The organism is Acinetobacter sp. F16, assembly GCF_052712855.1.
This window is the reverse complement of the sequence record NZ_JBRATK010000012.1, coordinates 18307-45191: the sequence shown is the minus strand read 5'-3', so window position 1 is coordinate 45191 and position 26885 is coordinate 18307. Positions and strand designations below refer to the sequence as shown.

The following is a 26885-nucleotide window of genomic DNA, read 5'->3' as shown; positions in this document are numbered from 1 at the left end:
GCATAATTCCTTGTAATTTACTCGGAATTACTTATTTTGAATATACGGAATTGCTAATTACAAACAAAAAAATGCTACCCATAAATGGGTAGCATTTCTTCATAACATCACTCTAAATGAGCAAAATTATTTTAAATCTTATTTACCACGGTTACGTTTACGTTCGCCTTCAGTCAACCAACGTTTACGAATACGGATTGATTTAGGTGTTACTTCAACTAATTCGTCATCTTCAATAAATTCAAGCGCTTGTTCAAGCGTGTATTCAATTGCAGGTACTAAAGTTAACGCTTCATCTGTACCAGATGCACGTACGTTAGTTAACTGTTTCGCTTTAGTCGGGTTCACAGCCATGTCGTCAGAACGTGAGTTAATACCTACGATCATACCTTCATAAACTTCTAACTGTGGACGTGCAAATAGACGACCGCGGTCTTGAAGTGTGAACAATGCATAGCCAAGACATACGCCTTGAACCATAGAAACCAACACACCGTTTTGACGTTTCGCAACAGTACCTTGTTTCATTGGACCGTAATGCGAGAAGCTTGATGTCATGATCCCTGTACCAGAAGTCATGGTCAAGAATTCAGAACGGAAACCGATCAAGCCACGTGAAGGAACAGTTGCTTCAATACGGATACGGCCTTTGCCGTCAACTTCCATATTGGTCATTTCGCCTTTACGGAAGCCCATTTGTTCCATTACAGAACCCTGGTGCTGTTCTTCAACGTCAAATGTTACGTTTTCATACGGTTCTTGCATCGCGCCGTCAATCTCTTTCAAGATTACTTGCGGGCGAGATACACCCATCTCGAAACCTTCACGGCGCATGTTTTCAATTAGAACTGAAAGGTGAAGTTCACCACGACCAGATACTTTGAAACGATCTGGAGAATCAGTATCTTCAACACGTAATGCTACGTTATGAATTAATTCGCGATCTAGACGTTCACGGATATTACGTGAAGTTACGAATTTACCTTCGCGACCAGCAAACGGTGAGTTGTTTACCTGGAATGTCATAGATACTGTAGGTTCATCTACAGACAATGGTGGTAAAGCTTCAACGTTTTTAGGATCACAGATTGTGTCAGAGATATGAAGTTCATCAATACCTGTAATACAAACGATGTCACCTGCATTCGCTTCTTCGATGTCTACACGGTCAAGACCGTGGTAACCCATAATTTTTAAGATACGACCGTTACGAGTCTTACCATCTTTATCAATTACAGTTACTTGTGTGTTCAATTTAACTGAACCACGTTGAATACGACCTACACCGATAACACCAACGAAGCTGTTATAGTCAAGTGAAGACACTTGCATTTGGAATGGACCGTCAACGTCAACTGCTGGTGGTTCAACGATGTCTACAATTGTTTGGAACAATGGAGTCATGTCATCAGCAAGTTCTTCAGGAGAAGGACCCGCAACACCACGAAGACCAGAAGCATAAACAATCGGGAAGTCTAACTGTTCGTCAGTACCGCCAAGGTTATCAAACAAGTCAAATACTTGGTCAATTACCCAGTCTGGACGCGCGCTTGGTTTATCAACTTTGTTGATAATTACGATTGGTTTCAAACCACGTGCGAACGCTTTTTGCGTTACGAAACGAGTTTGTGGCATTGGACCTTCTTGTGAGTCTACAAGAAGCAATACGCAGTCAACCATAGAAAGTACACGTTCAACTTCACCACCGAAGTCGGCGTGTCCCGGGGTGTCCACGATGTTAATACGGTATTCTGTGTTTGTACGAGCATCGGTCCATTTAATTGCAGTGTTTTTTGCAAGAATGGTAATACCACGTTCAGACTCGATAGCGCCCGAATCCATCACACGTTCGATCTCGCCCGCGCGATCGCCAAGAGCACCTGATTGCTGTAAAAGTTTGTCTACAAGAGTCGTTTTACCATGATCGACGTGCGCAATAATGGCAATGTTACGGAGAGTTTTAATATCTGACATGTATAATTCGATACGCTTTAAATTTGAGGGCAAATTATACAGAAAAATACAAAGTTTTAGTAGTGACAGTTTATTGACAGTTACAAGTTTTTTTGACAAATCACACTTTTTTTCATTTGTAATGTCCTGTAACTCGATTAGAATAACGACAAATTGCTGCTGTACCTGTCTTACATGTCTGATTTGAATAACTCTCCCGAGCAACAAGATCGCCTTGATTTGGTCTATGGATTAAACGATCGTCCTAAACCTTTCATCGCTTTTTTAGCTGCACTGCAACATTTACTTGCAATTATTGTCCCAATTGTCACGCCCGGTTTGCTGATTTGCTTAGCTCTCGGTGTTTCAAAAGAAGACACCAACATGATTCTTTCGATGTCATTGGTGATCTCGGGTATTGCAACCTTTCTACAATGTAAAAAAGTCGGTCCTTTTGGCGCAGGCTTGCTCATTGTTCAAGGCACCAGCTTTAACTTTATTGGTCCAATTATCGGTATTGGTTCAGCGATGGTCGCTGCGGGCACCCCGGTTGAAGCCGTGATGGCTTCTATTTTTGGTGTGGTGATTGCAGGCTCATTTATTGAAATGAGTGTTTCACGCATTTTACCATGGGTGAAAAAGCTGATTACGCCACTTGTTACCGGTATTGTTGTTCTGCTGATTGGTTTGACCTTAATTAAGGAAGGCCTGATCAGTATGGGTGGTGGCTACCAGGCGATGAGCGATAAAACTTTTGCTAACGCTGACAACCTGATCATGTCATGTACGGTACTGGCAATTATCATTGTCTTGAATCGTATCCGTATTACCTGGGTAAAAAGCTCGGCAATTTTGATTGCCTTAATTATTGGCTATACACTTGCCGGTTTCATGGGACACCTGGATTTTTCCGGCTTGAAAGATGCCCCAATTGTTCAGATTCCAACCCCAATGCATTTTGGTTTAAGCTTCTCCTGGAGCTTGTTTATTCCAATGGCATTTATTTACCTGGTGACATCACTGGAAGCGATTGGTGACATTACCGCAACTTCCAAGATTTCAAACCAACCGGTAGATGGTCCGAAATGGATGGAACGTATTAAAGGTGGTGTACTTGTAAATGGCGCCAACTCTTTCTTGGCGGGTATTTTCAACACTTTCCCAAGTTCTGTATTTGCACAAAATAACGGTGTCATTCAACTGACTGGTGTTGCCAGCCGTTATGTGGGGATCTGGATTGCAGCATTACTGGTGATTCTTGGCTTGCTTCCTGCAGTTGCAGGTGTCATTCAAGCTGTACCGCAAGCCGTTTTGGGTGGTGCTGTTATGGTGATGTTCGGTGCTGTTGCAGCTTCAGGGATTAATATCCTTTCAGGTGTGCAGCTTGACCGTCGTGCATTATTGATTATTGCAATCTCGCTTGCCCTTGGTTTAGGGGTTGCACAAGTTCCACAAATTCTGGAACATCTTCCTGAATTATTCCGTAACATCTTCAGTTCTGGTGTTGCGACAGGTGGTATTGCAGCATTGTTATTAAATATTATTCTTCCTGAATCGAAGAAATAATTTCATTTCAGCATCAACTCTGCCCAGCACTGTCTGGGCAGAGTTTTTCAATGGCGAGATAAAAAATGGATCCAAGAAGTGAAGTTGTCATTCGACAGCATGAATATCTTTCTGGACGTGTATTGCTGGTTAATGCACCAACGGATGACTTACTTTCCAATTTAGAAAAAGACATCACTCCATGTTTATGGACATGGAATAATAATGAATTTCAATATTTTCAGTCACAACAAGCCAATGTGCATTTTGGTGTTGACCTTCCTGAAGGCAGTTTTGATCAAGCGATCATTTTTGTACCCAAGTCAAAAGAATTATTAAATTACCTTCTGCATAATGTCGTCAGCCGTTTAGGTCTAGGCGCTTCTATCTTCCTGGTCGGTGAAAAGAAAGCCGGCGTTGAGCGTGCAGCCAAGCAATTACAGCCTTATGGTAAAGCACTAAAACTCGACAGCGCACGCCATTGTCAAATGTGGCAAGTCACTATTGACTCTACAGTGACTGCGAAAACCTTGGCAGATTGGGCACAGCAATATACAGTAGCGACGCCAAATGGCGATTTAACCATCTGCGCCCTTCCGGGTGTATTTAGCCAAAACCGTTTAGACGTGGGCACAGCTGTACTCTTGCCTTTTTTATCGCAAGTAACTTCAGGTAAAATTGCCGACTTTGGTTGTGGTGCAGGTGTAATCAGTGCTTATTTAGCCAAACTGAATCCGAAAAATCGAATTTTTGCGATGGATGTTGATGCATTTGCTTTGGCTTCTACCCGAATGACCTTTGAAAAAAATGGTCTTTCACCAGAGCAACTTGAAATTACTGCAGTGACCGGAATTGAAGATGCGCCGCTATTCTTGCATGCCATCGTCAGCAATCCTCCTTTCCATCAGGGCATCCAGACCGATTACAACGCCAGTGAAAGTTTATGTAAAATGTCACGTCGTCATTTAAAATCGGGCGGCGAATTATGGATTGTGGCAAACCGCTTTTTGAATTATCCATTATTAATTGAACAGAATTTTGGTCAATGCACGACTAAAGCAGATCAACAAGGCTTTAAAGTGCTGTTCGCCAAGACTCAAAAAAATGTTAAGGAACAATGATGAGCGAAACTGATCAACCACACCTACAGCGTAAGCTTGGTGCTCGCCATCTCAACATGATCGCCATTGGTGGTTCCATCGGTACAGGTTTATTCCTGGCTTCTGGTGCAACCATTGCCAATGCAGGTCCCGGTGGTGCATTACTGGCTTATGCCCTGATTGGTTTAATGATTTATTTCTTAATGACCAGTTTGGGCGAACTGGCCACGCATAACCCCACTTCAGGTGCATTTTTCACCTATGGGACTAAATATGTGGAAGGTGGCTTTGGTTTCGCTTTAGGCTGGAACTATTGGTATAACTGGGCCATTACCGTTGCTTTTGAACTGGTTGCGGTACAGTTCATTATGAAATTTTGGTTCCCTGATATTCCAGGTTTCTACTGGAGTGCCATTTTCCTTGCCATTATTTTTGCTATTAATGCATTAACGGTTAAAGGCTTTGGTGAAACTGAATTTTTATTCTCTCTGGTCAAAGTGATTGCAATTATTGTCTTTATCATTATTGGTATAGCCATGATTGCGAAAATCATGCTGACACCCAATATGATGACCTTCTCCAACTGGACCAAAGGTGATGCACCTTTTGTGGGCGGCTTACAAGCGATGATTGGTGTGGCGATGATTGCCGGTTTCTCGTTTCAGGGAACCGAGATGGTCGGAGTTGCCGCGGGTGAATCTAAAGATCCGAAAAAGACCATCCCTGTTGCCATTAAACAAATTTTCTGGCGTATTTTATTGTTCTATGTCGTGTGTATTTTTATCATCGGTACATTAGTTGCCTATGATGATCCTCGTCTTTTACAAGCGGCTGCAAGCGACAACATTACTCTTTCGCCCTTTACATTACTGTATGAAAAAGCAGGTTTTGCTTTTGCTGCCGGTTTGATGAATGCGGTGATTTTGACTGCAATATTGTCTGCAGGTAATTCTGGCATGTATTCATCTACCCGTATGCTTTTCGATATGGCACGTCAAGGACGCGCACCCAAATGGTTTGCTAAGCTTGACCCTCGTGGCGTACCGATGAATGCGCTTTATGCCACCACTGCAATTGCTGCGCTGTGTTTCTTAACCACATTTATTGGCGAACAAGAAGTATTTAACTGGCTGCTGAATATGTCAGGAATGTGTGGTTTTATTGTCTGGTTAGGCATTGCCATTTCACATTATCGTTTCCGTAAAGGCTATTTAGCACAAGGCTATAAACTCGAAGATTTAGCTTATACAGCCAAGTTCTTCCCGTTCGCACCATGGTTTGCCTTCATTCTCTGCTCGATCATTATTCTAGGTCAGAACTATGAAGCAGTGATTGGTGGGAAAATTGACTGGTTAGGTTTACTTTCAACTTATATCAGTATTCCGCTATTTCTTGCGATCTGGCTAGGTTATAAATGGAAACATAAAACCAAGCTGATTCCATATAAAGAAATGGATGTTCAACCTGTAAATGTAGAACGTGATTAATTTCCTACTTCAATAAAAAAACAGCCTTCTGGCTGTTTTTTTATTTCTATATTTTTATTTCTATAATAGTGAGTCATTTGCCAAAAATTGTTTTAACGCAAAACTGACTTCATTTTTATGGGTGGTACACAAACCATGCGGTGCCCCTTTAATTTGCTCTTCTACACCCTGTTTTAAAAGCTTTAGTGCCTGCTGACTACAAACTTCTGGGGGTACAATGTCATCTGCAGTTCCATAAAGCACCAAAGTCGGCACATTGACCTGTTTTAAATCTTCGCGTAAATCGGTTTCTGAAAAAGCCTCAATACTATCGTAATGTGCTTTGATTGAACCTTGCATCGCGATACGCCAGAAATTTTGCATCACACCTTCAGAGGTTTTATTGAGCAATTTGTCGTAACCATAAAATTTCTTGGCAAAATCCAGATAAAAATCAGCTCTGTTATCCAATAAATTTGCACGCATTTCATCAAAGACTTCCGGATCAACACCGTCTGGATAGTCATCTTGTTTAATCATTAACGGCGTCACAGCAGCAATCAAGGCAAGTTTAGTGACCTTCTGCTGTCCATATTTTGCAGTATAGCGTGTGACTACTGCGCCCCCCGTAGAATGCCCGACTAAAGCAAAATAATCCAAATTTAAATGTTCAACCAATTGATGTAAATCTTCTGCATATTGATCAATAGTATGTCCAGCCCACGGCTGACTTGACCTTCCATGACCACGCCGGTCAAATGCAATGACTCGATAGCCATGCTCAGCTAAAAATAACATCTGGTCTTCAAAAGCATCACTCGATAAAGGCCATCCATGTAAAAAGACAACTACAGCACCTTCTCCCCAATCTTTATAATAAATTGAGGTACCATCTTTAGTCGTTAACATCTGGCTCATTGTTTTACCCTCTTTTTATTGTATAGGGGTATTTATTAGAACAAGATAAAAATAAAACAGTGTATTAAACAAGTTATGCTTATGTAGCAGATATAAAAAAAGCAGCCCTAAGGCTGCTTTTTTAAATCAGTTCAATAACAGATTATTGAGCTGCTGGAGCTTGTTCTTGAGTAGGTTCTGCAACAACTGTACGGCTACCAGAAATAGTCGCGAATACACGACGGTTCATAGCACGGCCTTCTTTAGTGTTGTTGTCAGCAATCGGTTGATCCCAAGCGAAACCTTGAGTAGCCAAACGAGCTGGATCTACATTGTATTCATTTACAAGTGAAGATTTAACAGAGTTAGCACGAGCCAATGATAAACGTTCGTTCAATGCACGTGGACCAGTGTTATCTGTATGGCCTTCGATGCGAGCAGTAGCGTTTGGATATTCAACTAACTTCTCAGCAACTTTAGCAATTTCTGGTTTGTATTGATCTTTGATGTTTGATTTGTTTGTATCAAAGAACACACGAAGTTCCATGTTAAGGTCTTCAGTCAACTCTTGTGGAGCTGGTTGAACTGGAGCTACAGGTTCAACTGGTGCAACCTCAACTACAGGAGCAGCTGGTTTCAAGTGACCACCAAGAACAACATTAAGACCAGCTAAAGCTGTGTAGTTCCAGAATTGTTCATCGAAGTTATAAGTACCACGACCTTCAGCACGTAAAGATAAAGCATCATTTAAACGATAGAATGCACCGATACCCGCATTTGCTAAAGTACCTTCTTCCGTGTTACCGCGATCACGAGTAGCGCCTTCGCGACCTACGCCATCAAATTTGTATTTGTAGTGACCTGCACCCGCTAATACATATGGTTTGAATTTGCTGTCGTAATCTTTAGTAATCAAGTCAGAGGTAACATAGAAGTTACCATTGATTTGAGTTTGTTTGTATTCAGCACCAGACTCTACTTGACTAAGTGCTTGTTTTGTAGAACCTGCTGGTACTTCAATCGCGTTAAGTGATTTGTTAACATCACCCTTAACTTGATTATATTCAGCTTCAAAACCTAACCATGGAGTTAATTCAAGACCAAGTGCAGCACCAACGAACAAGTCGTCTTGCATTTCGCCTTGACCAAGTTTAGAAGATAACAACTGAGATTGACCATTGTTGTGTTTAGTATCTTGCCAAGTATAACCTAGCATTAATGGTGTAATAGTTACGCCAGCGTTAGCAGCAGCCAAAGGTGCAGCAACGAGCATTGCTAATGCAATACGACTCATTTTCATGAAATTATCCTCCAGAGATAACAATTGTTTTCAAGTTCAAGCTCAAGCCTAAATTTGGGCTATTCTGAGATGGGCTTTCTAATACCCCAGTTTTATTTTTAAGCCATTCACTTTGAATCATACAAACACTTTATTTCTTTTCCAAGTGCTTGATAATTTTAATCAAGTAAATTATTGACAAAATTACTTACAATTTCCGTTGTAATTCGGTAATTTTTTACTCAATTTATTCTTGTGAATAGCTTATTGTCACTTGCCAATTATTTTAACAGCTTTCTTAAAAGTTGAGTAATAAATCTTACTCGCAAAAAAAACTATTAAAAACAAAACATTAATAACACAAACAACTAAAAAAAAACATATTATAAGGTTAATTTAATGATTTCTATACAAAAGAAGGGTTTTACCCTCGTTGAACTCATCGTTACGCTCGCTGTTTTAGCGATTATGACTAGCATAGCCTTGCCTTATTTTCATGAAACAATGGCTAAACAAGAAATCAAAAATATTACTCATAAACTTATTTCAAGTATTCAGTTGGCGAAATCGCATGCCGCTATACACCACACCAATGTCGTTATTTGTCCTAGCCAAAATAAAGTCAATTGCCAAGCGAGCTATTGGAATTCAGGTTTTATTGTCTTTTTAGATGTCAATAAAAACAGACAAGTGGACACTGAGGAAAAAATTATCGATACAGAATCAACTGAGCTGAAATATGGAAATTTGGATTGGAGAGGTACTTTAAGTATTCCAAGCTTAACTTTTCAGGCCTCAAATGGACTTCCGAATGGATCAAATGGCAGTTTTTATTATTGTTCTACTTATCAACAAACTCACTATAAAATTTTATTGAGCCGTATGGGACATACCCGTATTGAAAATCCGCTTACTTGCTAAAAACTTGTCAGTCTAAAGCTGTAGGACAAACAGTCTTTATTCCTGCTCATTTTTCAATATACTGCTTATGTTTGGAAAACAATCCACTAAAAAGTAAATCTCGGAGAGACAAAAAATGACAGACATCGTAATTGTAAATGGTGCGCGTACGGCTATGGGCGGTTTTCAAGGTAGCTTAGCGGGTGTAACAGCACCTGAACTTGGTGCAGCTTCAATCAAAGAAGCCATTGCTCGTGCAGGATTACAACCAGCTGATGTCGAAGAAGTCATTATGGGCTGCGTGCTGCCTGCCGGTTTAAAACAAGGCCCTGCGCGTCAAGCAATGCGTCAAGCCGGACTGCCTGATTCAACAGGTGCAGTTACCATCAACAAACTGTGTGGTTCAGGTATGAAAGCCGTCATGCAAGCTGCCGATATGATTAAAGCAGGCTCTGCTGAAATTGTGCTTGCAGGCGGTATGGAATCAATGAGCAATGCACCTTATGTATTGACCAAAGCACGTGCAGGTTACCGCATGGGGCATGGTGATGTGAAAGATCACATGTTCCTCGATGGTCTTGAAGATGCTGAAACAGGCCGTTTGATGGGTTCTTTTGCTCAGGATATGGCGAATACCCGTGGCTATACCCGTGAACAAATGGATGACTTTGCCATTCGCTCCTTGGAACGTGCTCAAACTGCAGTCAATGAAGGCTACTTCGCTGATGAAATTGTTGCTGTGACGATTTCTACACGTAAAGGTAATGTAGTGGTCGATAAAGATGAGCAGCCATTTAATGCCAACATTGCAAAAATCCCTACACTTCGTCCTGCTTTTGCTAAAGACGGTACCATTACTGCAGCTAATGCCAGCTCAATTTCAGATGGTGCTTCTGCCCTTGTACTTACTTCAGCAGACAATGCCTCTGCAAAAGGTTTAAAACCTTTGGCAAAAATTGTCGCGTATGCATCAAATTCACAGCACCCTTCTGAATTTACCATTGCACCGGTTGGTGCAATTCAAAAAGTACTCGACAAAAGTGGTTGGGATGCTTCTGATGTTGACCTTTGGGAAATCAATGAAGCATTTGCCATGGTGACCATGTGCCCTATGGATGATTTCAAGCTTGATCCAGCAAAAGTTAACATTCATGGTGGTGCATGTGCACTTGGCCATCCAGTAGGTTCAACCGGTTCACGTATTATTTTAACCTTGATTCATGCCCTTAAACGTACTGGCGGTAAAAAAGGGATTGCTGCACTGTGTATCGGTGGTGGTGAAGCAACTGCTGTGGCGATTGAGCTTCTATAACAAGTCTCCCTTTCTAAAGGTGAGCAGCATTGCTATGTAAGAGAGGGAGTTATTACTTTCCTATCCCTCTCTCTAACTCTCTCCCATAGGGAGAGAGGACATAAAATCCCTCTTTTGAGGGATTTTTTACGCTTACACTTTTTTATATTTTCATCATCAAAATTTAAGCTTCAGCCTGCTAGATTAGAACCATCAAAACAACAACAAAGGCCTATCATGCAACTTAACCATTATCTGAATTTCCAAGGCGAAACTGAAGCTGCCTTTAACTTTTACAAGTCAGTTTTTGGAGGCGAGTTTTCAAATCTTACCCGTTATGGTGAAATGCCGCCTGAAGAAGGTGTAACTCTTTCTGAGGCAGACAAGAATCTTATTCTGCATGTATCATTGCCAATTGATGCCTTTACAGAATTGATGGGATCTGACACCAATGATCAGTTCTGTGCACAAACCAATACCGTTTTCACCAAAGGTAATAATCACTATATTTCAATTAATCTGAATGCCCATGAGCAAGCAGAAGCCAAACGCCTGTTTGATGCTTTATCTGTGAATGGTCAAATTGACATGGCTTTAGAGAAGACATTCTGGGGTGCGCTGTATGGGGCTTTTACTGATCAGTTTGGCATTAAATGGATGGTGAATTGTCAACTAGAAGCAATGTGATATTAAATTGCTCTAAATCCCCCACATAAAAAGCCGGAATTAATCCGGCTTTTTATCACAGCAACTTAATTGAATTAAGCACCTGTTTGATAACGTGCCTGCGCAACAGCAGTCGATGCTTGGTACGGATTTTTAAAATCATTTAAACCCGCAGCAGCTTCCTCAATATCTTTACCTTCTTTAATCACGAAAGTATCGAAGCCTGAACGTTTTAAATAGTTCAGTACATCTTTAAAGATATCGCCAATCGCTCGAAGCTCACCCTGATAACCTTGGCGGCGTAAAAGCGCTGCAAATGAATAGCCACGGCCATCGTTAAAGCCTGCAAACTCGATAAAGATTGCATCAAGCTGATCCAGCGGAAATTCATTCACTTCAGGAGACGCATCTACAGTGATGTAAAGCGCTTTTTTACCTGAAACATTGGCAATTTGATCTAACTGTTCAACCGTTAAAACCACGTCACCTTGTGGTAATACGCCATCTTCACCCATCAATTGATAGGTATTGTCCGTAATCGTGCCATCTTTAGAGAGCACTTGTAGTGCGGTATTAAGCATATGCACGCTCCTTGAATGGTTGAATGCCAACACGACGGTAGGTTTCGATAAATTCTTCACCGTCAGCACGCAAATCAAGATAAGTATTCAGGATTTCTTCGATCACATCCGGTACACGGTCTGCTGCAAATGATGGCCCTAAGATGTCACCGATTGAAGCATCATGATCGGCATTACCACCAAGCGTGATTTGGTAGAATTCAGCGCCTTTTTTATCGACACCTAAAATACCAATATTACCGACATGGTGATGACCGCAGGCATTCATACAACCTGATATGTTCAAGTCGATGTGACCGAGGTTATATACGGTATCCAGGTCATCAAAACGGCGAGAGATAGCTTCAGAAATTGGAATCGATTTCGCATTTGCGAGCGAGCAGAAATCACCGCCTGGGCAGCAAATGATGTCGGTCAAGAAACCAATATGTGCACGTGCCAGGTTGTTCTTTTCAAGAATGGTCCACAATTCGAACAGGTCTTTTTGCGGCACATCAACCAATGAAATATTCTGTTCGTGTGTGGTACGAAGTTCACCAAAGGTATATTTGTCTGCAAGATCTGCAATCAAATTCATTTCTTCAACAGTCATATCACCTGGAGCAATACCGGCACGTTTCAGTGAAATCGTCACAATACGATAACCTTTCACTTTATGTGCATTGGTGTTGATGTTGAACCATTGCTTGAATTTAGGATGTGCAGCAAACTGTTCAGAGAAATCTTCATCTGCATAATCTTGATAATTAAATGGCGTGAATTCTTCATCCAGTTTTTTCAAGATTTCAGGCTGAATTTTCAAAGTCTGAATAGTATGGGCAAATTCAGCTTCAACTTTTTCAGCAAATACTGCAGGCGTTAAAGCTTTCACCAAAATTTTGATACGTGCTTTATATTTGTTGTCACGGCGTCCGTGCAAGTTGTACACACGTAAAACTGCTTCTAAATAAGCAATTAAATCTTCACGTGGCAAGAACTCACGAATAAAACTGCCAATCACTGGAGTACGGCCCAAGCCGCCACCGACTTTAATTTTATAGCCGATCTCGCCTGCTTCATTTTTCACGATATACACACCGATATCATGGAATGAAACTGCTGCACGGTCTGTTTCAGCCAGAGCAGATACCGCAATTTTAAATTTACGCGGCAGGAAAGCAAATTCCGGGTGGAAGGTTGACCATTGACGAATCAATTCACAGGTTGGACGCGGGTCAGCAATTTCACCAGCAACCACACCTGCATACTGGTCAGTTGTAGTATTACGAATACAGTTACCCGATGTTTGAATGGCATGCATTTGTACAGTTGCAAGCTCTGCCAACATGTCAGGCACATTTTCTAGTGCAGGCCAGTTAAACTGAATATTTTGACGTGTTGATACATGTGCATAACCACGGTCATATTCTTTAGCCAAATCCGAAATTTTACGAAGCTGGTTCGAGTTCATCAGACCATAAGGCACAGCAATACGTAACATTGGCGCATAGCGTTGCACGTATAAACCGTTTTGGAGACGTAGCGGACGGTATTCATCTTCCGTCAATTTACCCGCTAAATAACGTTCCGTTTGGTCACGGAACTGTGCAACACGTTCATTGATCAGTTGCTGATCGAAATCAGTATATAAATACATGGCGTACAGCTAGTAGGTTCATTATAACGGCTGACAGCATAACGAGATTTAAACTATCAACAAAATGCGTTTTTTACATATTTAATAGCGGTTTTATTGATAAGCATGTCTGGATTTCACTGATATAGCCAGTTACAGCCAAATCCTGCTGCTTTTAATTAGATTTGATGTTGTTTTCACTTGTTTATCATTATTTTTCATATAAAGAATAAATCTGAAAACTTCCACGATTAAAGAGATCTATTTTTAGATGAAAAAATTAAATTTTAAAAATGATTAAATTGACTCAATAAAAAAGCCTGACGAATCAGGCTTTTTTAATTTTAATGATTATTTCTTTTGATCAGGTAAAGCATAGGCTACTAAATAGTCACCCATTTTAGTACCAAATGAACCATGACCACCGGCCATAATCACAATGTATTGTTTACCGTTAATTTCATAGGTCATTGGAGTCGCCTGTCCACCTGCTGGTAAACGGCCTTCCCACAATTGGTCACCATTGGTCACATTGAAGGCACGGATATAGTTATCCTGAGTACCAGCAACGAACATCACGTTACCTGCTGTAGAAATTGAACCACCTAAACCAGGAACACCAATTTTAAGTGCTGGCAACTGGAACAGGTTCGGTAAGCTGTCGCGGATTGTACCGATACGTTTTTTCCAAACCACGTCATGTGTATTTAGATCAACACCCGCTACAAAGCCCCACGCTGGCTGTTTACAAGGTAAGCCAAGTGGTGACAGGAACGCTTTAATTTCTACACCATAAGGCACGCCGTACATCGGCTGAACACCAGCCTCAGTACCTGCACCTTTAGCCGTTTGTTTACGGTTCGGGTCTGCAGGAATCAGTTTGGTTACAAATGGCAAGCCAATTGGATTCATCAAGGCAACTTGACGGTCCTGGTTGACAGACATGCCGCCCCATTCAAACACACCCAAGTTACCCGGGAACACCAAAGTACCGTTTTCAGAAGGCGGTGTATAAATGCCATCATAGTTCAATGATTTGAAGTAAACACGGCACATCAACTGGTCAAACATGGTTGCGCCCCACATTTGTTTATCCGTCAATTTATCTTGTGGTGCAAGATCAAAATCGGAGAACGGTTGAGTTGCTGAATAACGCTCACCTTTGGTTTGTGGACCACGTTTTACAGTTTGTGGCACAGCACGTTCTTCAATCGGAACGATTGCTTCACCAGTACGACGGTCTAAAACAAAGGCATTACCTGTTTTGGTCAACACATAAATTGCAGGAACAATATTGCCTGATTTGTCTTTAATGTCAGCCAAAGAAGGTTGTGATGGTACGTCCATATCCCACAAATCGTGATGTGTGGTTTGGAAGTTCCAGATCAACTTACCTGTTGAGGCGTTGATCGCAAGCATTGAGTTTGCATAACGCTCATCAAGCTCGGTACGGTTACCACCCCAGATGTCCGGAGTACCCACACCGGTTGGCACATAAACGATGTCTAATTTTTCATCGTAAGCCAAAGGTGCCCAGGCATTCGGTGAGTTTTGAACATATTTTTGACCAGGAGCCGGGATAAGATTTGGATCTTCTGCGCCGGTATCAAATACCCAAAGAAGTTCACCGGTATTTACGTCATAACCACGAATTACGCCAGAAGGTTCTTCTGTTGAGTAGTTATCAGTGGTTGAACCGCCAATGATGATAGTCGTACCAGTAATAACTGGAGGTGAAGTCGGTACATAACCGCCTGGATATGGGAATGGCATGTCTTTTTGAAGATCAACTTCACCATTTTTACCAAAGTCGGTACAACGTTGACCATTGTCTGCATTGATTGCCACAAGACGGCCATCATTCACAGGAAGAATGACTTTACGTGGACAAAGTGCAGAGCTTGATTTTTTGCTTTCTAAACTTTTTGCAAATTGAACAGTGTTGCTTGCATCAAAATAAGATACACCACGACAGGTTAAATGCTGGAAGGTGTTATCCGCTTTTAACTTCGGATCGAAGCTCCATTTTTCCTTACCCGTAGCAGGATCAAGCGCAATCAGACGTTGATGTGTGGTACACATAAACATGTTGTTGCCAATTTTAATTGGAGTCACCTGATTGGTGGTTTCGCCCGAGTCATTCTCAGTTTTCATTTCGCCGGTACGGAAGGTCCAAGCAACTTCTAAATCTTTAACGTTGTCGCTGTTAATTTGATTTAGAGGAGAATAACGCACACCCGCCTGAGTACGACCATAAGCTGGCCAATCTTCAGGTGCTACACCAGTAGTGGCTTGCGCTTGTTTAGGCTGTTCAGTTTTAATTTCACCATGAATTTCTTGCGGATCATTAAAAATTGAATAGATCATCACAACAATGGCAATGATCAAAGTACCAGACAATGCAATCTTACCTGTTTTAGCATCACTGATCCCGCGAGAAACCGCAGGAATCAACAACCACAAACCCAGTAAGCCCAAGATATCGAAACGTGGTGCAAGTGCCCAGAAGTCAGTACCTGCTTCCCAAACACCCCAAATGACCGTACCCAGCATTAATGCGGCATAGACCAAAAATGCTTTCGAATTCGATTTCTTAAGAAGAACCGCTGTTACCAATAATAATAAACCGGCAACGATGTAATAAATTGACCCGCCTAGCACAACTAGCCAGATACCGCCTATCAGCAGGATTAACGCAAATATCGCCAAAATAATGACGCTAAATGTACGCATTCCTGTTCCTGTAGATGGATTACTCATATTAACCACCTTAATCTTTGATTTTTAGTATGGTTAATCAAAAAGATTCTTCATAACCCTTTTGATTAACCGTATGTACATCAGTTACAAAAACAAGCCTTTTTAAAAAAAATTAGAGGTAATCACAGTTGGTGATGACCTCTCAATTTTTTAAGACGCTGTATGAACCTTAGAATGCAGTTTGGAACTTGATTCCGCCAACCCACGCATTTTCGCCGTTCTTATACGCGCCGACATGACGAATATATTGAACGTTTGGACGGATCGTTAACCAGTTGGTTGCATGTAAACCGTAGTAAATTTCTGCATCAATTTCTTCACTACGTTGATCATTCAGATCATCGTTCATGTTGATACGTGCAACACCGACTGCAATTTCGTCTTTAGGACGAGAATCCATCGCGCCTTTATAAACAAGACCCATGTTTTGCATATCGCTCACATTGTTGGTTTCAGAATCATGAACCGTTAAATTCACAAAACCGGTTAAACCACGAGAAGCGTCACCTTTATGGGCAATCAATTGTTGCTTCGCAACAACCCAACCGCCTTGATGATGATCTTTTTGATCCTTATTACTAATTACATCTGCATCAGCAGTGCTGTAGTAATAACCGGCACGGTATTCACCTGGAAGTTTTTCAGTACCGATTTTCGGTGTCCAAACCACTTCTGCAGGAATGATCGCGCCTTTTGAACCATCTGTGCTTAAGTTAAAGCCTTTACCGCGTTTTAAATTCTCAGGGTTGTATTCATATACGCCGACTTGAGCATAAACTTCTGGAGTGACGTTATATTTCACACGTGCAGCCCATTGGCTTACAGGCCAGTTGTACCATTGATCGCCCACCCAGTTACCGACTTGCGAACCACAAAGCGCCAGGTTCTGGAAATCACAGTCAAAGCTATTGAAGTCTTCACCTTCACCAAAACGACCGACTTTGACATCTAATTTCTGCTCCAAGAATTTTTTCTTGATCCAGAAATCAGTTAAACGCCAAGTCTGACCACGGCCCCACACTTCTTGTGCAGAACTTAAATGACCATTTCCCACACCAGTAGATTGACCATTTAAAGCATCAGAAGTATTTGAAAGATTACGGCCATTTCGTTCAGTTACGGTAATTTGAGCTTCAGTATCTTTCCAGCCAGCAATCTTTTCTAAGTCTAAGTGCGCACCAATTGCAAATTGGTCTGCGTATTCAGTTCCGTGACTTGAGGCATATTTTGCATCGAGCAAAGTGGCCATTTCACCGGTATAACCGAAGCTAAAATCATAGCCTTGATTTTGCAATGCAGTACGCTGGCCATTCCAGTCACCGAGCATCCACGGGCTTTCTGCATCAAATGCATCATTTGCATGTGCTGCAGAAACACTAGATAAAAAGGCAGTTAATGCAACAGAAACTGCCTGAGCTTTAGGAGAAAAGTGCATATAAGAAACCATGATATATTTATATGTATTTTGTATATATTACGCCTATTTTTTGTGAAATTGGTCAATTTTTTCTTCACAATCTTTTATCCCGTCAATTAAATATTTTTAACCACTTGATAAAAAAGAAGAAAAAATGATCACCACTTTCCTTCTCCAAGTCGCTGTCCAGCGAAGTTATAGACATTTTTTGACCGGGAAAACTTAATTGGACAGCTTAACTGTTGCTCTGTCTGTTCTGAATTTGTATCTAAAGGCACCTCGACTGTCCATTGTCGTTGCTGCGCAAGTTCCGAATCAAGCGCCTCATCCAAATGCATGACCGGTTCAACGCAAACGTCGTGCGCTGCAAAAATTGCCTGCCATTCAGCAAAAGCTTTAGATCTTATTTTGTCCTGAATGGTCTGCTTAACCAGTTGCCGGTCTGCCTCATCGAAAGAAGCGCTTTTTTCTAGAAGTACCGGAAGTTCCAAAATCGCGGCCAAGCCAGACATAAACTGAGGCTCTAAACTCCCGACAGATAAGTAGCGGCCATCTTGGGTCTGGTAATAATCATAAAAAGTTCCGCCATTCAAATGCCCTTTTTCAGCATATTGTTGAGTTTTCCCGGCCAGTGATGCTGCTGCGGCCATATTATTCATGGTCACCACACAGTCGGTCATTGAAATATCAATATATTGACCCTGCCCGCTGCGTTGCCGTTCAATCACCGCAGATAAAATTCCAATCACTGCATGAAAAGAGCCTCCGGCAACATCTGCAATTTGAATCCCCATTGGTGGTGGACCACTGTCTTGTCGACCGCTATGTCCTGCAATTCCAGAAAGTGCCAGATAATTGATGTCATGACCGGCTTTATCTTTATAAAGTCCGGTTTGCCCATAACCGGTAATGGAACAATAAATCAATCGCGGATTAATTTTGGCCAGGGTTGCATAGTCCAAACCCAGCCTTTGCATGACTCCAGGTCTAAACTGCTCAATCACAATGTCGAATTCAGAAATTTTCTGCTTAATAGTGGCAATATTTTCAGGATCTTTTAAATCCAGGGCGATAGACTGCTTATTGCGGTTCAAATAGCTGTGCGCGGTCGCTTGTCCATTGGCATACGGCGGGAGTAAACGGATTAAATCCGGACGTGTTGGCGATTCCACATGAATGACTTCCGCGCCCATGTCAGCCAAATATAAGGTGGCGAATGGTCCAGGCAAAAGCGTGGAAAAATCGAGAACTCTTAATCCTTTTAAAGCACCGTCCATATTCTTTTTACTCACTTTATGTTGATTTTTCACCCATCTTAGAAATATAAATGCAATGAAACAATGTCATGTTCAGCCATTTACCTTGATCATTTCGGCAATTTAAGATGTAAATAAGGTAAAACATCTATTGTAAATTGCCACCCAAACACTTTTTAGCGTCATTTAGGTCAACAGCAAGTGAATACAAAAGAGACTGAAGGATTTAACATGAGCCGCGATACGATTAGTATCCATTTCGTGAATGCGGCTCTAACAGGCGTGAAGCGTCTAGGAATGGACGTCGAAACTCTATTGTCGCATGTCGGCATAGAGGCAGAATTACTACGCCAGCCTAAAGCGCGTATCTCTCCAGAACAATACACACGCTTTATTAAAATGTTGTGGATGGTGACCCAGGACGAACATGTCGGCTTCGATGTTCAACCGCGGCGTTTGGGCACTTTCGCCATTATGTGTCAGTTGATTATTCACGCGAAAACTCTAGGCGATGCTTTGGAGCTTTCATCACAGTTTTATAAACTGTTTGGTGATGAATGGTCAGTAACCCTGGAACGTGACAAACATGAAGCGCGTCTTGTTCCGCTCATTCCAAAAAGTATGGATCCTGATCATTTCATTACTGAAAGTATGCTGATGATTTGGCACGGTTTGGCATCTTGGCTGATTGAACGCCGCATTCCATTGGAGCGCGTACATTTTGGCTATCCACGCCCTGCCCATGCCGATGAATACGATGCACTGTTCTTCGCACCGGTGATGCAGTTTGATGCACCACGTACCGAAATTACCTTTGCAGCCGATTATCTGGATTTACCGCTTCGTCAAACTGAAGAAAATCTGGAAGAATTCTTAAAAGCTGCACCGGCTCAATTGCTGGTCAAATTCAAAAACACCAACTCTTTAACCTCACGTATTCGTGAAGTCCTCAAGAGCCAGATTGGTGAAGAAATGCCAACCTTAAATGATGTGGCCTCTATGCTGTACTTGTCTCCGCAGACTTTACGTCGTCGTTTGGCTGCTGAAGGTAAAAGCTATCAAGGGGTTAAAGATGCATTACGCCGTGATGCTGCGATTCATCTTTTACTCAACCCGGGCTTAACCCTAGAAGATGTAGCACAACAAGTCGGTTTCAGTGAAACCAGTACTTTCCACCGTGCATTCAAGAAATGGACGGGAGTTACACCGGGACTATATCGCCAATTACACGGCTATCATTAATCCGTCATGCGACTCACTGTTTGTCATAAAAAACCGCCATTATGAATGGCGGTTTTTCGTCACGCGACAGATAAGTTGTCATAAAAAATCCTCAATAGTGGGCGAGGTTTTTATGACACCGATTTTTAAAAAATTAATATTTTCTAGATTTTAATCGGTTGTAATTTTCAGAAGGATTATCGAAAGAGTTAAATAATTAAAATATTTAATTGCAATTGTGGAACATGAAAAATAAAGAAAATGCTGCTCTTTAGCTTTAGAATCCAGAGCTTAAAAATTATTGTTTCAGTCGTTTTAATCATAGCTATTTTATGGGGCATACAATGGATGTTTCATGGCTTCCCAGTAGGAAGTTGAGTCTTCTATTATTTACTCCTAAAACACCGTACTATCTTTTTAAAATAATTAGAATTTTGGGGCAATAATGGATCATTTAGAACGTTTCATTACAGCATTGTACTACTCTGCAGGTGGGATCATTTTAGGTCTAGGACTAGCAATCTATTCATCTCTATATCTAAGTCTTACGGTTAGCTCAGCTAAAATTGTCATTTTTACAGTAATTTCCTGTTTCGTTATAGGCTATTTATTTCCTAATAACGTTGGCAATATTTTTAGATGGATTTGGAACTTTTTCGTTCATTAGAGGCTATATTCCCCTCCTATTTAATATAATGGCTGTTATATGAAAGACATTTGTTAGAACCCAATTAAAGATCTTGAGTCTAAAAAATCATTTATGGAAAAATGACACAGCTTGAGTCGTCTTACACTCATAATGACATCGCTTGAGTCGCACTATGATGTCATTATGGTTCGTTAAAAAACTAAGATACTGATTTGATTATCATGCTAATGACAAGCTATGTGTCGTTTGACCTAATCTTTTAGATTGATGCAATTCCTCTGCCCAGACTCGAATGTCTGGGCTTTTTTATGGCCGAAAATTGGCAAAAAAGCTCATTTGATCTGATCCGTTCTCGTCATTGCACTTCAAAAATTAATCATTACACTCGAAAAGTATAACAATTTAAAAGTCATAACAAAGGAACAGCTATGAGCGAGGCCTACATCATTGATGCCATTCGCACACCACGCGGAAAAGGAAAAAAAGACGGTTCACTGCATCAAGTGAAACCGATCACCCTACTCACTACCTTACTCAATGAACTGAAAGATCGTCACCAGCTCGACACATCTAAAGTCGATGACATTGTGCTGGGCTGTGTCACTCCGATTGCTGATCAAGGTGCTGACATTGCCAAAACCGCCGCGATTGCTGCAGGTTGGGACAATGATGTGGCAGGCGTACAGATTAACCGTTTCTGTGCCTCCGGACTGGAAGCCGTGAATATGGCGGCCATGAAAGTGCGTTCCGGTTGGGAAGATATTGTGGTGGCCGGTGGTGTCGAATCGATGTCGCGTGTGCCGATGGGTTCAGATGGTGGTCCTTGGGCACTTGACCCTGAAACCAATATGGCCTGCGACTTTGTTCCACAAGGCATTGGTGCTGACCTGATTGCGACCATTGATGGTTATAGTCGCGCAGATGTCGATACTTTTGCCGAAAACTCACAAAAGAAAGCTGCTGCAGCTCAAACAGCCGGCTATTTCAATCAATCGATTGTGCCAGTCAAAGACAAAGCTGGGGTAGTGATATTGGACAAAGATGAATTTATTAAACCGACGACTACAGCAGAAGGTTTAGCCAAACTGAATCCAAGTTTTGCCATGATGGGGCAAATGGGCTTCGATGCAATTGCCTTGCAAAAATATCCAGAAGTCGGTCAGATTAATCATGTGCACCATGCAGGAAATTCATCCGGCATTGTCGATGGTGCAGCTGTTGTTTTAATTGCCTCAGAAAAAGCGGTTCAAGAGCAAAGCTTAAAACCGCGTGCCAAGGTTTTGGCTACTGCACTGGTCGGATCTGATCCAACCATCATGTTGACCGGTCCTGCCCCTGCAGCACGTAAGGCATTGGAAAAAGCCGGTCTTACGATTGACGATATTGACCTGTTTGAAGTCAATGAAGCCTTTGCTGCCGTGGTAATGCGCTTTATTACCGAACTGAAGGTTGACCCGGCGAAAGTCAATGTCAATGGCGGTGCAATTGCCATGGGTCATCCACTCGGTGCAACCGGTGCGATGATTTTAGGTACGCTGCTGGATGAACTGGAACGTCAAGGCAAAAAACGTGGTTTGGCTACGTTATGTGTCGGTGGCGGGATGGGCATCGCAACCATTATTGAGTTGGTATAAGGAGAATAACAATGAGCGCAATTCAATATGAAAAAAATGCGGACAATATCGTCATTTTAACCTTAGATTCTCCCAACCAATCTGCCAACACCATGAACGCAGATTTCCGTGTTGCACTGGAAGATACTGTTTCCAGACTACAGGCAGATGCAGAAATTTCAGGGATTATTTTCCGTTCAGCGAAAAAAACCTTTTTTGCCGGTGGTGATCTGGATGAACTGATTCAAGCAGAGCCGGAGCATGCCACAGCATTCTTCAACATGATTGAAGAGATGAAAGCCAAACTGCGTTATATCGAAACACGTGGTATTCCGGTGGTTGCTGCACTCAATGGCACAGCGCTTGGCGGTGGCTGGGAACTGGCTTTGTGTTGTCACCATCGTATTGCACTGAATGACCCGAAAGCCAAGTTTGGCTTACCTGAAGTGACTTTAGGTTTACTGCCGGGCGGTGGCGGGATCGTGCGTACTGTACGACTACTCGGTTTGCAAAATGCCTTTCCACTGTTGATGGAAGGCAAACAATTTTCTGTCGATAAAGCCAAATCTTTGGGCTTAATTCACGATATTGTGGAAACTGAACAAGAACTTTTAGACAAAGCCATTGCCTGGGTCAAAGCCCATCCAATCTCACAACAACCGTTTGATGTGAAAGGCTACAAAATTCCAGGTGGCGACCCCAAAACCCCTGCTGTTGCTCAAGTGCTTGCGATTGCACCCGCCATGCTGCGTGATAAAACCAAAGGTTGCTACCCTGCCCCTGAAGCGATTATGGCAGCAGCCGTTGAAGGTGCACAGGTCGATGTCGATACTGCACTGACCATTGAATCGCGTTATTTCACCTACCTTGCGACCGGTCAGATTTCCAAAAATATGATTGGCACGTTCTGGCATGGTCTGAACGCGATTAAATCAGGTGCCAGTCGCCCAAAAGACATTGCCAAATGGAAAGCCACTAAAGTCGGTATTTTAGGTGCAGGCATGATGGGTGTTGGGATTGCTTATGTCACTGCATCGAAAGGCATACAAGTCATGCTAAAAGATGTATCTCTCGAGGCTGCTGAAAAAGGCAAAGCCTACAGCCAAAAGCTGCTGGATAAAAAAGTTGCTCAAGGCCGTTTAAGCACTGAAAAACGCGATCAAGTTTTAGCACTGATTACTGCAACCGCTTCTGCAGAAGATTTGCAAGGCTGTGATTTGATCATTGAAGCGGTGTTTGAAAATCCGGAACTGAAAGCCAAAGTCACCCAGGAAGCTGAAAGCTATTTATCGGGTAATGGCATTTTTGCATCGAATACGTCTACCTTACCGATTACAGGACTCGCGAAAGCTTCTAAAGATGAGAGCCATTTCATTGGTCTGCATTTCTTTAGCCCAGTCGACAAAATGCAATTGGTGGAAATCATCAAGGGGGAAAACACCTCAGCTGAAACTTTGGCTAAAGCTTTTGACTTCGTACAACAAATTGATAAAACCCCAATTGTGGTGAATGACAGCCGTGGCTTCTTCACCAGTCGTGTCTTTGGAACTTTTGTGCAAGAAGGTTTACGACTGCTTGCTGAAGGGGTTCATCCTGCCCAGATTGAAATGGCGGCACTCAAAGCCGGTATGCCTGTTGGTCCACTTGCCATTCAGGATGAAGTATCCTTAACCTTGTCTGAACATGTCGCGAATGAAACGCGTCAAGCTCTGCAAGCTGAAGGCAAAGATCTGCCACGTTCGACTGCAGATGATGTGATTGAAGGCATGATTCATCAATTTAACCGTAAAGGTAAAGCTGCTGGCGCAGGTTTCTATGAATACCCGGAAGGAGGTAAAAAACATTTATGGGCGGGTTTAAGCCACTGGAAAAAAGACGTGGATATTTCCGAACAGGAAATGATTGACCGTTTGCTGTTTGTTCAGGCGTTAGATACTTTGCGCTGCTTTGAAGAAGGCGTGTTGGAGTCGGTTGTGGATGCCAATGTCGGTTCGATCTTTGGGATTGGTTTTGCGCCATGGACCGGTGGCGCAATACAGTATCTGAATCAATATGGTCTGGAAAAAGCATTGATCCGTGCCAACACACTTGAGGCCAAATATGGTGAGCGTTTTAAGGCACCCCAGTTGCTGAAAGATAAAGTGCACTCTGGCGAGAAAATTTCATAATTACATTTGTGCGATAAACCATGAACGCCCTTGCTTTTTATTGAAGATCAGGGCGTTCATGCATTAAGGGTTCTTTTTGAGCATTAAAAATACCGATCCATCTTTAATTCCTTGCCTAACACCGATATAAACTTTGATTTCATTCAAATAAAGATCCATCTCTTAGCATTAATTTTAATCCCTTATTTAAATGAATGGTTTAATCACTTATGAGTCGGCTTTCATTCTATTCTGTGTTATAAAGTTACATAGATTCCGATTTATTTTTATCCATTTTGGTATTTTCTCATGACTGACAATTCTTCTCCTGAAAAATCCCCTTGGGGTTGGAAAGCCTTGATTATTGCTTGTATTTTAGGTGCTTTTTTCATGGGGTTTTTCTATCTTGCAGTAAGCAACGAACCAGATTACATGCCGAGCCAACAGCAAAAAAATACCCAGCAGCATGCATTTAAAAATGCACCGGCAATGTCTGAAGAAGCTTTGGCAGAAGCTAAAAAGCAGAAGGAAGCGAACTCTGCAACAGTGGAAGATCATCAAATGTCGGCAGAACAACATGCTGCAATGACAGAAGCTGAAAAAGCAGCTGAACATGAGCATGGTCATTAATTCTTAAATTAATAAAAGTAAAAAAGCCACTTTGATAGTGGCTTTTTCTATCTTCGAAACTGAAGATTTAAATATCTAAGAGCGAGTGAATAACAATCGCATATCAATATGCGGAATACCGCAATCCAGATATTGCTCCCCTTCAACATTAAAACCCAAGCCTGCATAAAACTGAATGGCATGTACTTGTGAAGACAATTTTAAAAATTCGCGCTGTTGATGTTTGGCTTGCTGAATAATCTGTTGCATCAGCAATTTTCCAATGCCTGCGCCGCGATGCGATTTCAACACTGCCACACGCCCAACGCTGTTATTTTGTAATAATCGTGCTGTTGCAATCGGCTGATCTTGATCGTAAACCACGAAATGCACGGATATGGCATCTTCAGCATCCCATTCATCTTCAACCGGGATCTGCTGTTCCTGAATAAACACCTGCTCACGAATCAGTTTTGCATCATTTTGCAGTTCATCCCAACGACCTGTGCGTATGGTAAATTGGCTCATCAAAAATTATCTTCCTAAAATAAAAGCAGCATTGCGACTGCTTCATCCATTTTAAACTGATATCAAATTAGCACTTGCAGCCAATATTCTGCTGATCCCACTGGTTGTTGAGCAACAATTCAAGGGAATGCTTTTGAATACCATACATCTCTTTTAGAGCGTGAATCTGAGCCAATACTGCCTGATCGGGCTGTTGATAATCTTTACGTTTGGTCGCCAAGATCATTTTATTTTTACTGGTATGTTCCAAAGCCACAAACTCGAATACTTTGGTTTCATAGCCATAGGCTTTAAGCAATAAAGCGCGAATGGTATCGGTGAGCATTTCTGCCTGTTGACCCAAATGAATGCCAAATTGCAACATTGGTTTCAGCACTTCCGGACTTTTGAGCTGTGGACGCAATTCTTTATGGCAACACGGCGCGCACATAATCATTTGGGCGTTTAGACGAATACCGGTGTGAATGGCAAAGTCGGTCGCCACATCACAGGCATGCAAAGCGATCATCACATCCAGGTGTTCAGGTTGATAGGTGCGTACATCACCCTGGAAAAAATCCAGTTGAGCAAATTGGGACTCTTTAGCGACCTGCTGGCAAAACTCCACCATTTTCGGATTTAGCTCCACACCAGTGACAAAGGGCGTTTGACCCTGCTTTTCCAGATAATCATATAAGGCAAAAGTGAGATAACCCTTACCCGAACCAAAATCGACCACACGCAAAGCATGATCTTGCTGTGTAATTTGATCCAAAGCACCCGAGAAAATTTCTACAAATTTATTAATCTGTTTCCATTTACGTGCCATGCTGGGAATAATTTGTGCTTTCGCATCAGTAATGCCTAAAGGCTGTAAAAAATAACTGTCTTGATCGACATAGCGATGTTTGGTGCGGTCATGCCCTTGCTGATTTTCTATGTTTTGTACCTTTGCTGCAGATTTATTTTTACTCACCGTCAGCATGGCTTTTTTCTTGTTCTTTTTGAGCTGCAGCTCTTCTTCAGTGGTCAACAGATTGGCTTGTTTACATTGAGCCAATAAATCTTGAACCAGCTGGCTGGCTTCTGCTAAAGGATAGTTCTTGGTGACATCCTGAGTCTTATAACGATACAGGCAACTTAAAACAGACTGCCCTTGCAGTGAAATGACTCGCAAGGTCATTTTCTCCAGATTTTCAAGTTCGCCTTTATACTGGCTAAGAATCATTCGATCAAAACTTTGTGTTTCAATGGCTTGCTGAAAAGCATCTAAGAATTGTTGTTCCTGAATAGAAGGAGAAGCCAATTGAGACATACAGATCACTCGAGTAAATTAAGTGCTCAGTGTAAAACTTCTTACTTTAAAGGTAAAACTTCATTACTATACAAGTGTATTTTTAATTACAGAAAATA

20 protein-coding genes are annotated in these 26885 nt (G+C 41.8%); 10 read left to right on the top strand and 10 right to left on the bottom strand.

The genetic code is table 11. From position 1 onward, the window contains the following. Positions 1-138: 138 nt before the first annotated feature. Positions 139-1974, bottom strand: a complete 1836-nt coding sequence (gene typA / locus ACU0NF_RS08750) for a translational GTPase TypA (protein ID WP_131386153.1) — start codon at positions 1972-1974, stop codon at positions 139-141. 174 nt (positions 1975-2148) lie between these two features. On the opposite strand from typA, the gene ACU0NF_RS08745 reads away from it, so the two are divergent. The 3 genes from ACU0NF_RS08745 (at position 2149) to ACU0NF_RS08735 (ending at position 6085) form a co-directional block, all read left to right on the top strand. After that, complete coding sequence (locus ACU0NF_RS08745; RefSeq protein ID WP_445660845.1) at positions 2149-3519, top strand: uracil-xanthine permease family protein; 1371 nt, start codon at positions 2149-2151, stop codon at positions 3517-3519. 65 nt (positions 3520-3584) lie between these two features. Further along, complete coding sequence (locus ACU0NF_RS08740) at positions 3585-4619, top strand: methyltransferase (RefSeq protein ID WP_445660844.1); 1035 nt, start codon at positions 3585-3587, stop codon at positions 4617-4619. Then, positions 4619-6085 (top strand): amino acid permease, encoded by a 1467-nt coding sequence (locus tag ACU0NF_RS08735; protein ID WP_445660843.1) that lies wholly within the window; start codon positions 4619-4621, stop codon positions 6083-6085. The genes ACU0NF_RS08740 and ACU0NF_RS08735 overlap by 1 nt, the downstream gene beginning before the upstream one ends. Before the next feature lie 60 nt (positions 6086-6145). Here ACU0NF_RS08735 and ACU0NF_RS08730 read toward each other — a convergent pair whose 3' ends face one another. Next, positions 6146-6982 carry an alpha/beta fold hydrolase gene (locus ACU0NF_RS08730; protein WP_445660842.1) on the bottom strand — a complete coding sequence of 279 codons (837 nt, stop codon included), beginning with the start codon at positions 6980-6982 and terminating at the stop codon, positions 6146-6148. Between the two features lie 142 nt (positions 6983-7124). Next, positions 7125-8261, bottom strand: a complete 1137-nt coding sequence (gene omp38, locus ACU0NF_RS08725) for an outer membrane protein Omp38 (protein WP_445660841.1) — start codon at positions 8259-8261, stop codon at positions 7125-7127. Between the two features lie 378 nt (positions 8262-8639). Between omp38 and ACU0NF_RS08720 the strand changes: the two genes are divergently transcribed. The 3 genes from ACU0NF_RS08720 to ACU0NF_RS08710 all read left to right on the top strand — a co-directional run bounded on the left by ACU0NF_RS08720 (position 8640) and on the right by ACU0NF_RS08710 (position 11118). Continuing rightward, on the top strand, positions 8640-9161 hold the full coding sequence (locus ACU0NF_RS08720) for a GspH/FimT family pseudopilin (RefSeq protein WP_445660840.1): 522 nt from the start codon (positions 8640-8642) through the stop codon (positions 9159-9161). Between the two features lie 115 nt (positions 9162-9276). Next, positions 9277-10452 (top strand): thiolase family protein, encoded by a 1176-nt coding sequence (locus ACU0NF_RS08715; RefSeq protein ID WP_445660839.1) that lies wholly within the window; start codon positions 9277-9279, stop codon positions 10450-10452. Between the two features lie 216 nt (positions 10453-10668). Beyond that, entirely contained in the window at positions 10669-11118 is a 450-nt protein-coding gene (locus ACU0NF_RS08710; RefSeq protein ID WP_445660838.1) for a VOC family protein, read from the top strand. 74 nt (positions 11119-11192) lie between these two features. On the opposite strand, the gene ACU0NF_RS08705 is transcribed toward ACU0NF_RS08710, so the two are convergent. The 5 genes from ACU0NF_RS08705 to ACU0NF_RS08685 form a co-directional block, all read right to left on the bottom strand. Then, positions 11193-11678, bottom strand: coding sequence for a DUF934 domain-containing protein (locus ACU0NF_RS08705; protein ID WP_445660837.1), 486 nt, complete (start codon positions 11676-11678; stop codon positions 11193-11195). Continuing rightward, entirely contained in the window at positions 11671-13314 is a 1644-nt protein-coding gene (locus tag ACU0NF_RS08700) for a nitrite/sulfite reductase (RefSeq protein ID WP_445660836.1), read from the bottom strand. Before ACU0NF_RS08700 ends, ACU0NF_RS08705 begins: the two co-directional genes overlap by 8 nt. A 330-nt stretch (positions 13315-13644) precedes the next feature. Further along, positions 13645-16053, bottom strand: a complete 2409-nt coding sequence (locus ACU0NF_RS08695; protein WP_445660835.1) for a glucose/quinate/shikimate family membrane-bound PQQ-dependent dehydrogenase — start codon at positions 16051-16053, stop codon at positions 13645-13647. 169 nt (positions 16054-16222) lie between these two features. Continuing rightward, complete coding sequence (locus ACU0NF_RS08690; RefSeq protein WP_445660834.1) at positions 16223-17488, bottom strand: carbohydrate porin; 1266 nt, start codon at positions 17486-17488, stop codon at positions 16223-16225. 140 nt (positions 17489-17628) lie between these two features. Then, positions 17629-18747 (bottom strand): CaiB/BaiF CoA transferase family protein, encoded by a 1119-nt coding sequence (locus ACU0NF_RS08685; RefSeq protein WP_445660875.1) that lies wholly within the window; start codon positions 18745-18747, stop codon positions 17629-17631. Between the two features lie 210 nt (positions 18748-18957). Here ACU0NF_RS08685 and ACU0NF_RS08680 point away from each other — a divergent pair, with 210 nt between their 5' ends. From ACU0NF_RS08680 to ACU0NF_RS08665, 4 genes are all read left to right on the top strand, one after another. Continuing rightward, positions 18958-19968, top strand: a complete 1011-nt coding sequence (locus ACU0NF_RS08680) for an AraC family transcriptional regulator (RefSeq protein ID WP_131269321.1) — start codon at positions 18958-18960, stop codon at positions 19966-19968. Positions 19969-21024: 1056 nt separating this feature from the next. Further along, on the top strand, positions 21025-22230 hold the full coding sequence (locus ACU0NF_RS08675) for an acetyl-CoA C-acetyltransferase (protein ID WP_445660833.1): 1206 nt from the start codon (positions 21025-21027) through the stop codon (positions 22228-22230). A gap of 11 nt (positions 22231-22241) precedes the next feature. Then, the gene (locus ACU0NF_RS08670; protein ID WP_445660832.1) at positions 22242-24377 is read left to right on the top strand and encodes a 3-hydroxyacyl-CoA dehydrogenase NAD-binding domain-containing protein; all 2136 of its coding nucleotides are present in this window, start codon (positions 22242-22244) and stop codon (positions 24375-24377) included. A 288-nt stretch (positions 24378-24665) separates the two neighbouring features. Further along, entirely contained in the window at positions 24666-24986 is a 321-nt protein-coding gene (locus ACU0NF_RS08665) for a hypothetical protein (RefSeq protein ID WP_445660831.1), read from the top strand. 75 nt (positions 24987-25061) lie between these two features. Here ACU0NF_RS08665 and ACU0NF_RS08660 read toward each other — a convergent pair whose 3' ends face one another. Next, positions 25062-25493: a GNAT family N-acetyltransferase gene (locus ACU0NF_RS08660; protein ID WP_445660830.1), complete on the bottom strand. Its 432-nt coding sequence runs from the start codon at positions 25491-25493 to the stop codon at positions 25062-25064. A gap of 67 nt (positions 25494-25560) precedes the next feature. After that, positions 25561-26787: a class I SAM-dependent methyltransferase gene (locus ACU0NF_RS08655; protein ID WP_445660829.1), complete on the bottom strand. Its 1227-nt coding sequence runs from the start codon at positions 26785-26787 to the stop codon at positions 25561-25563. Positions 26788-26885: the final 98 nt, after the last annotated feature.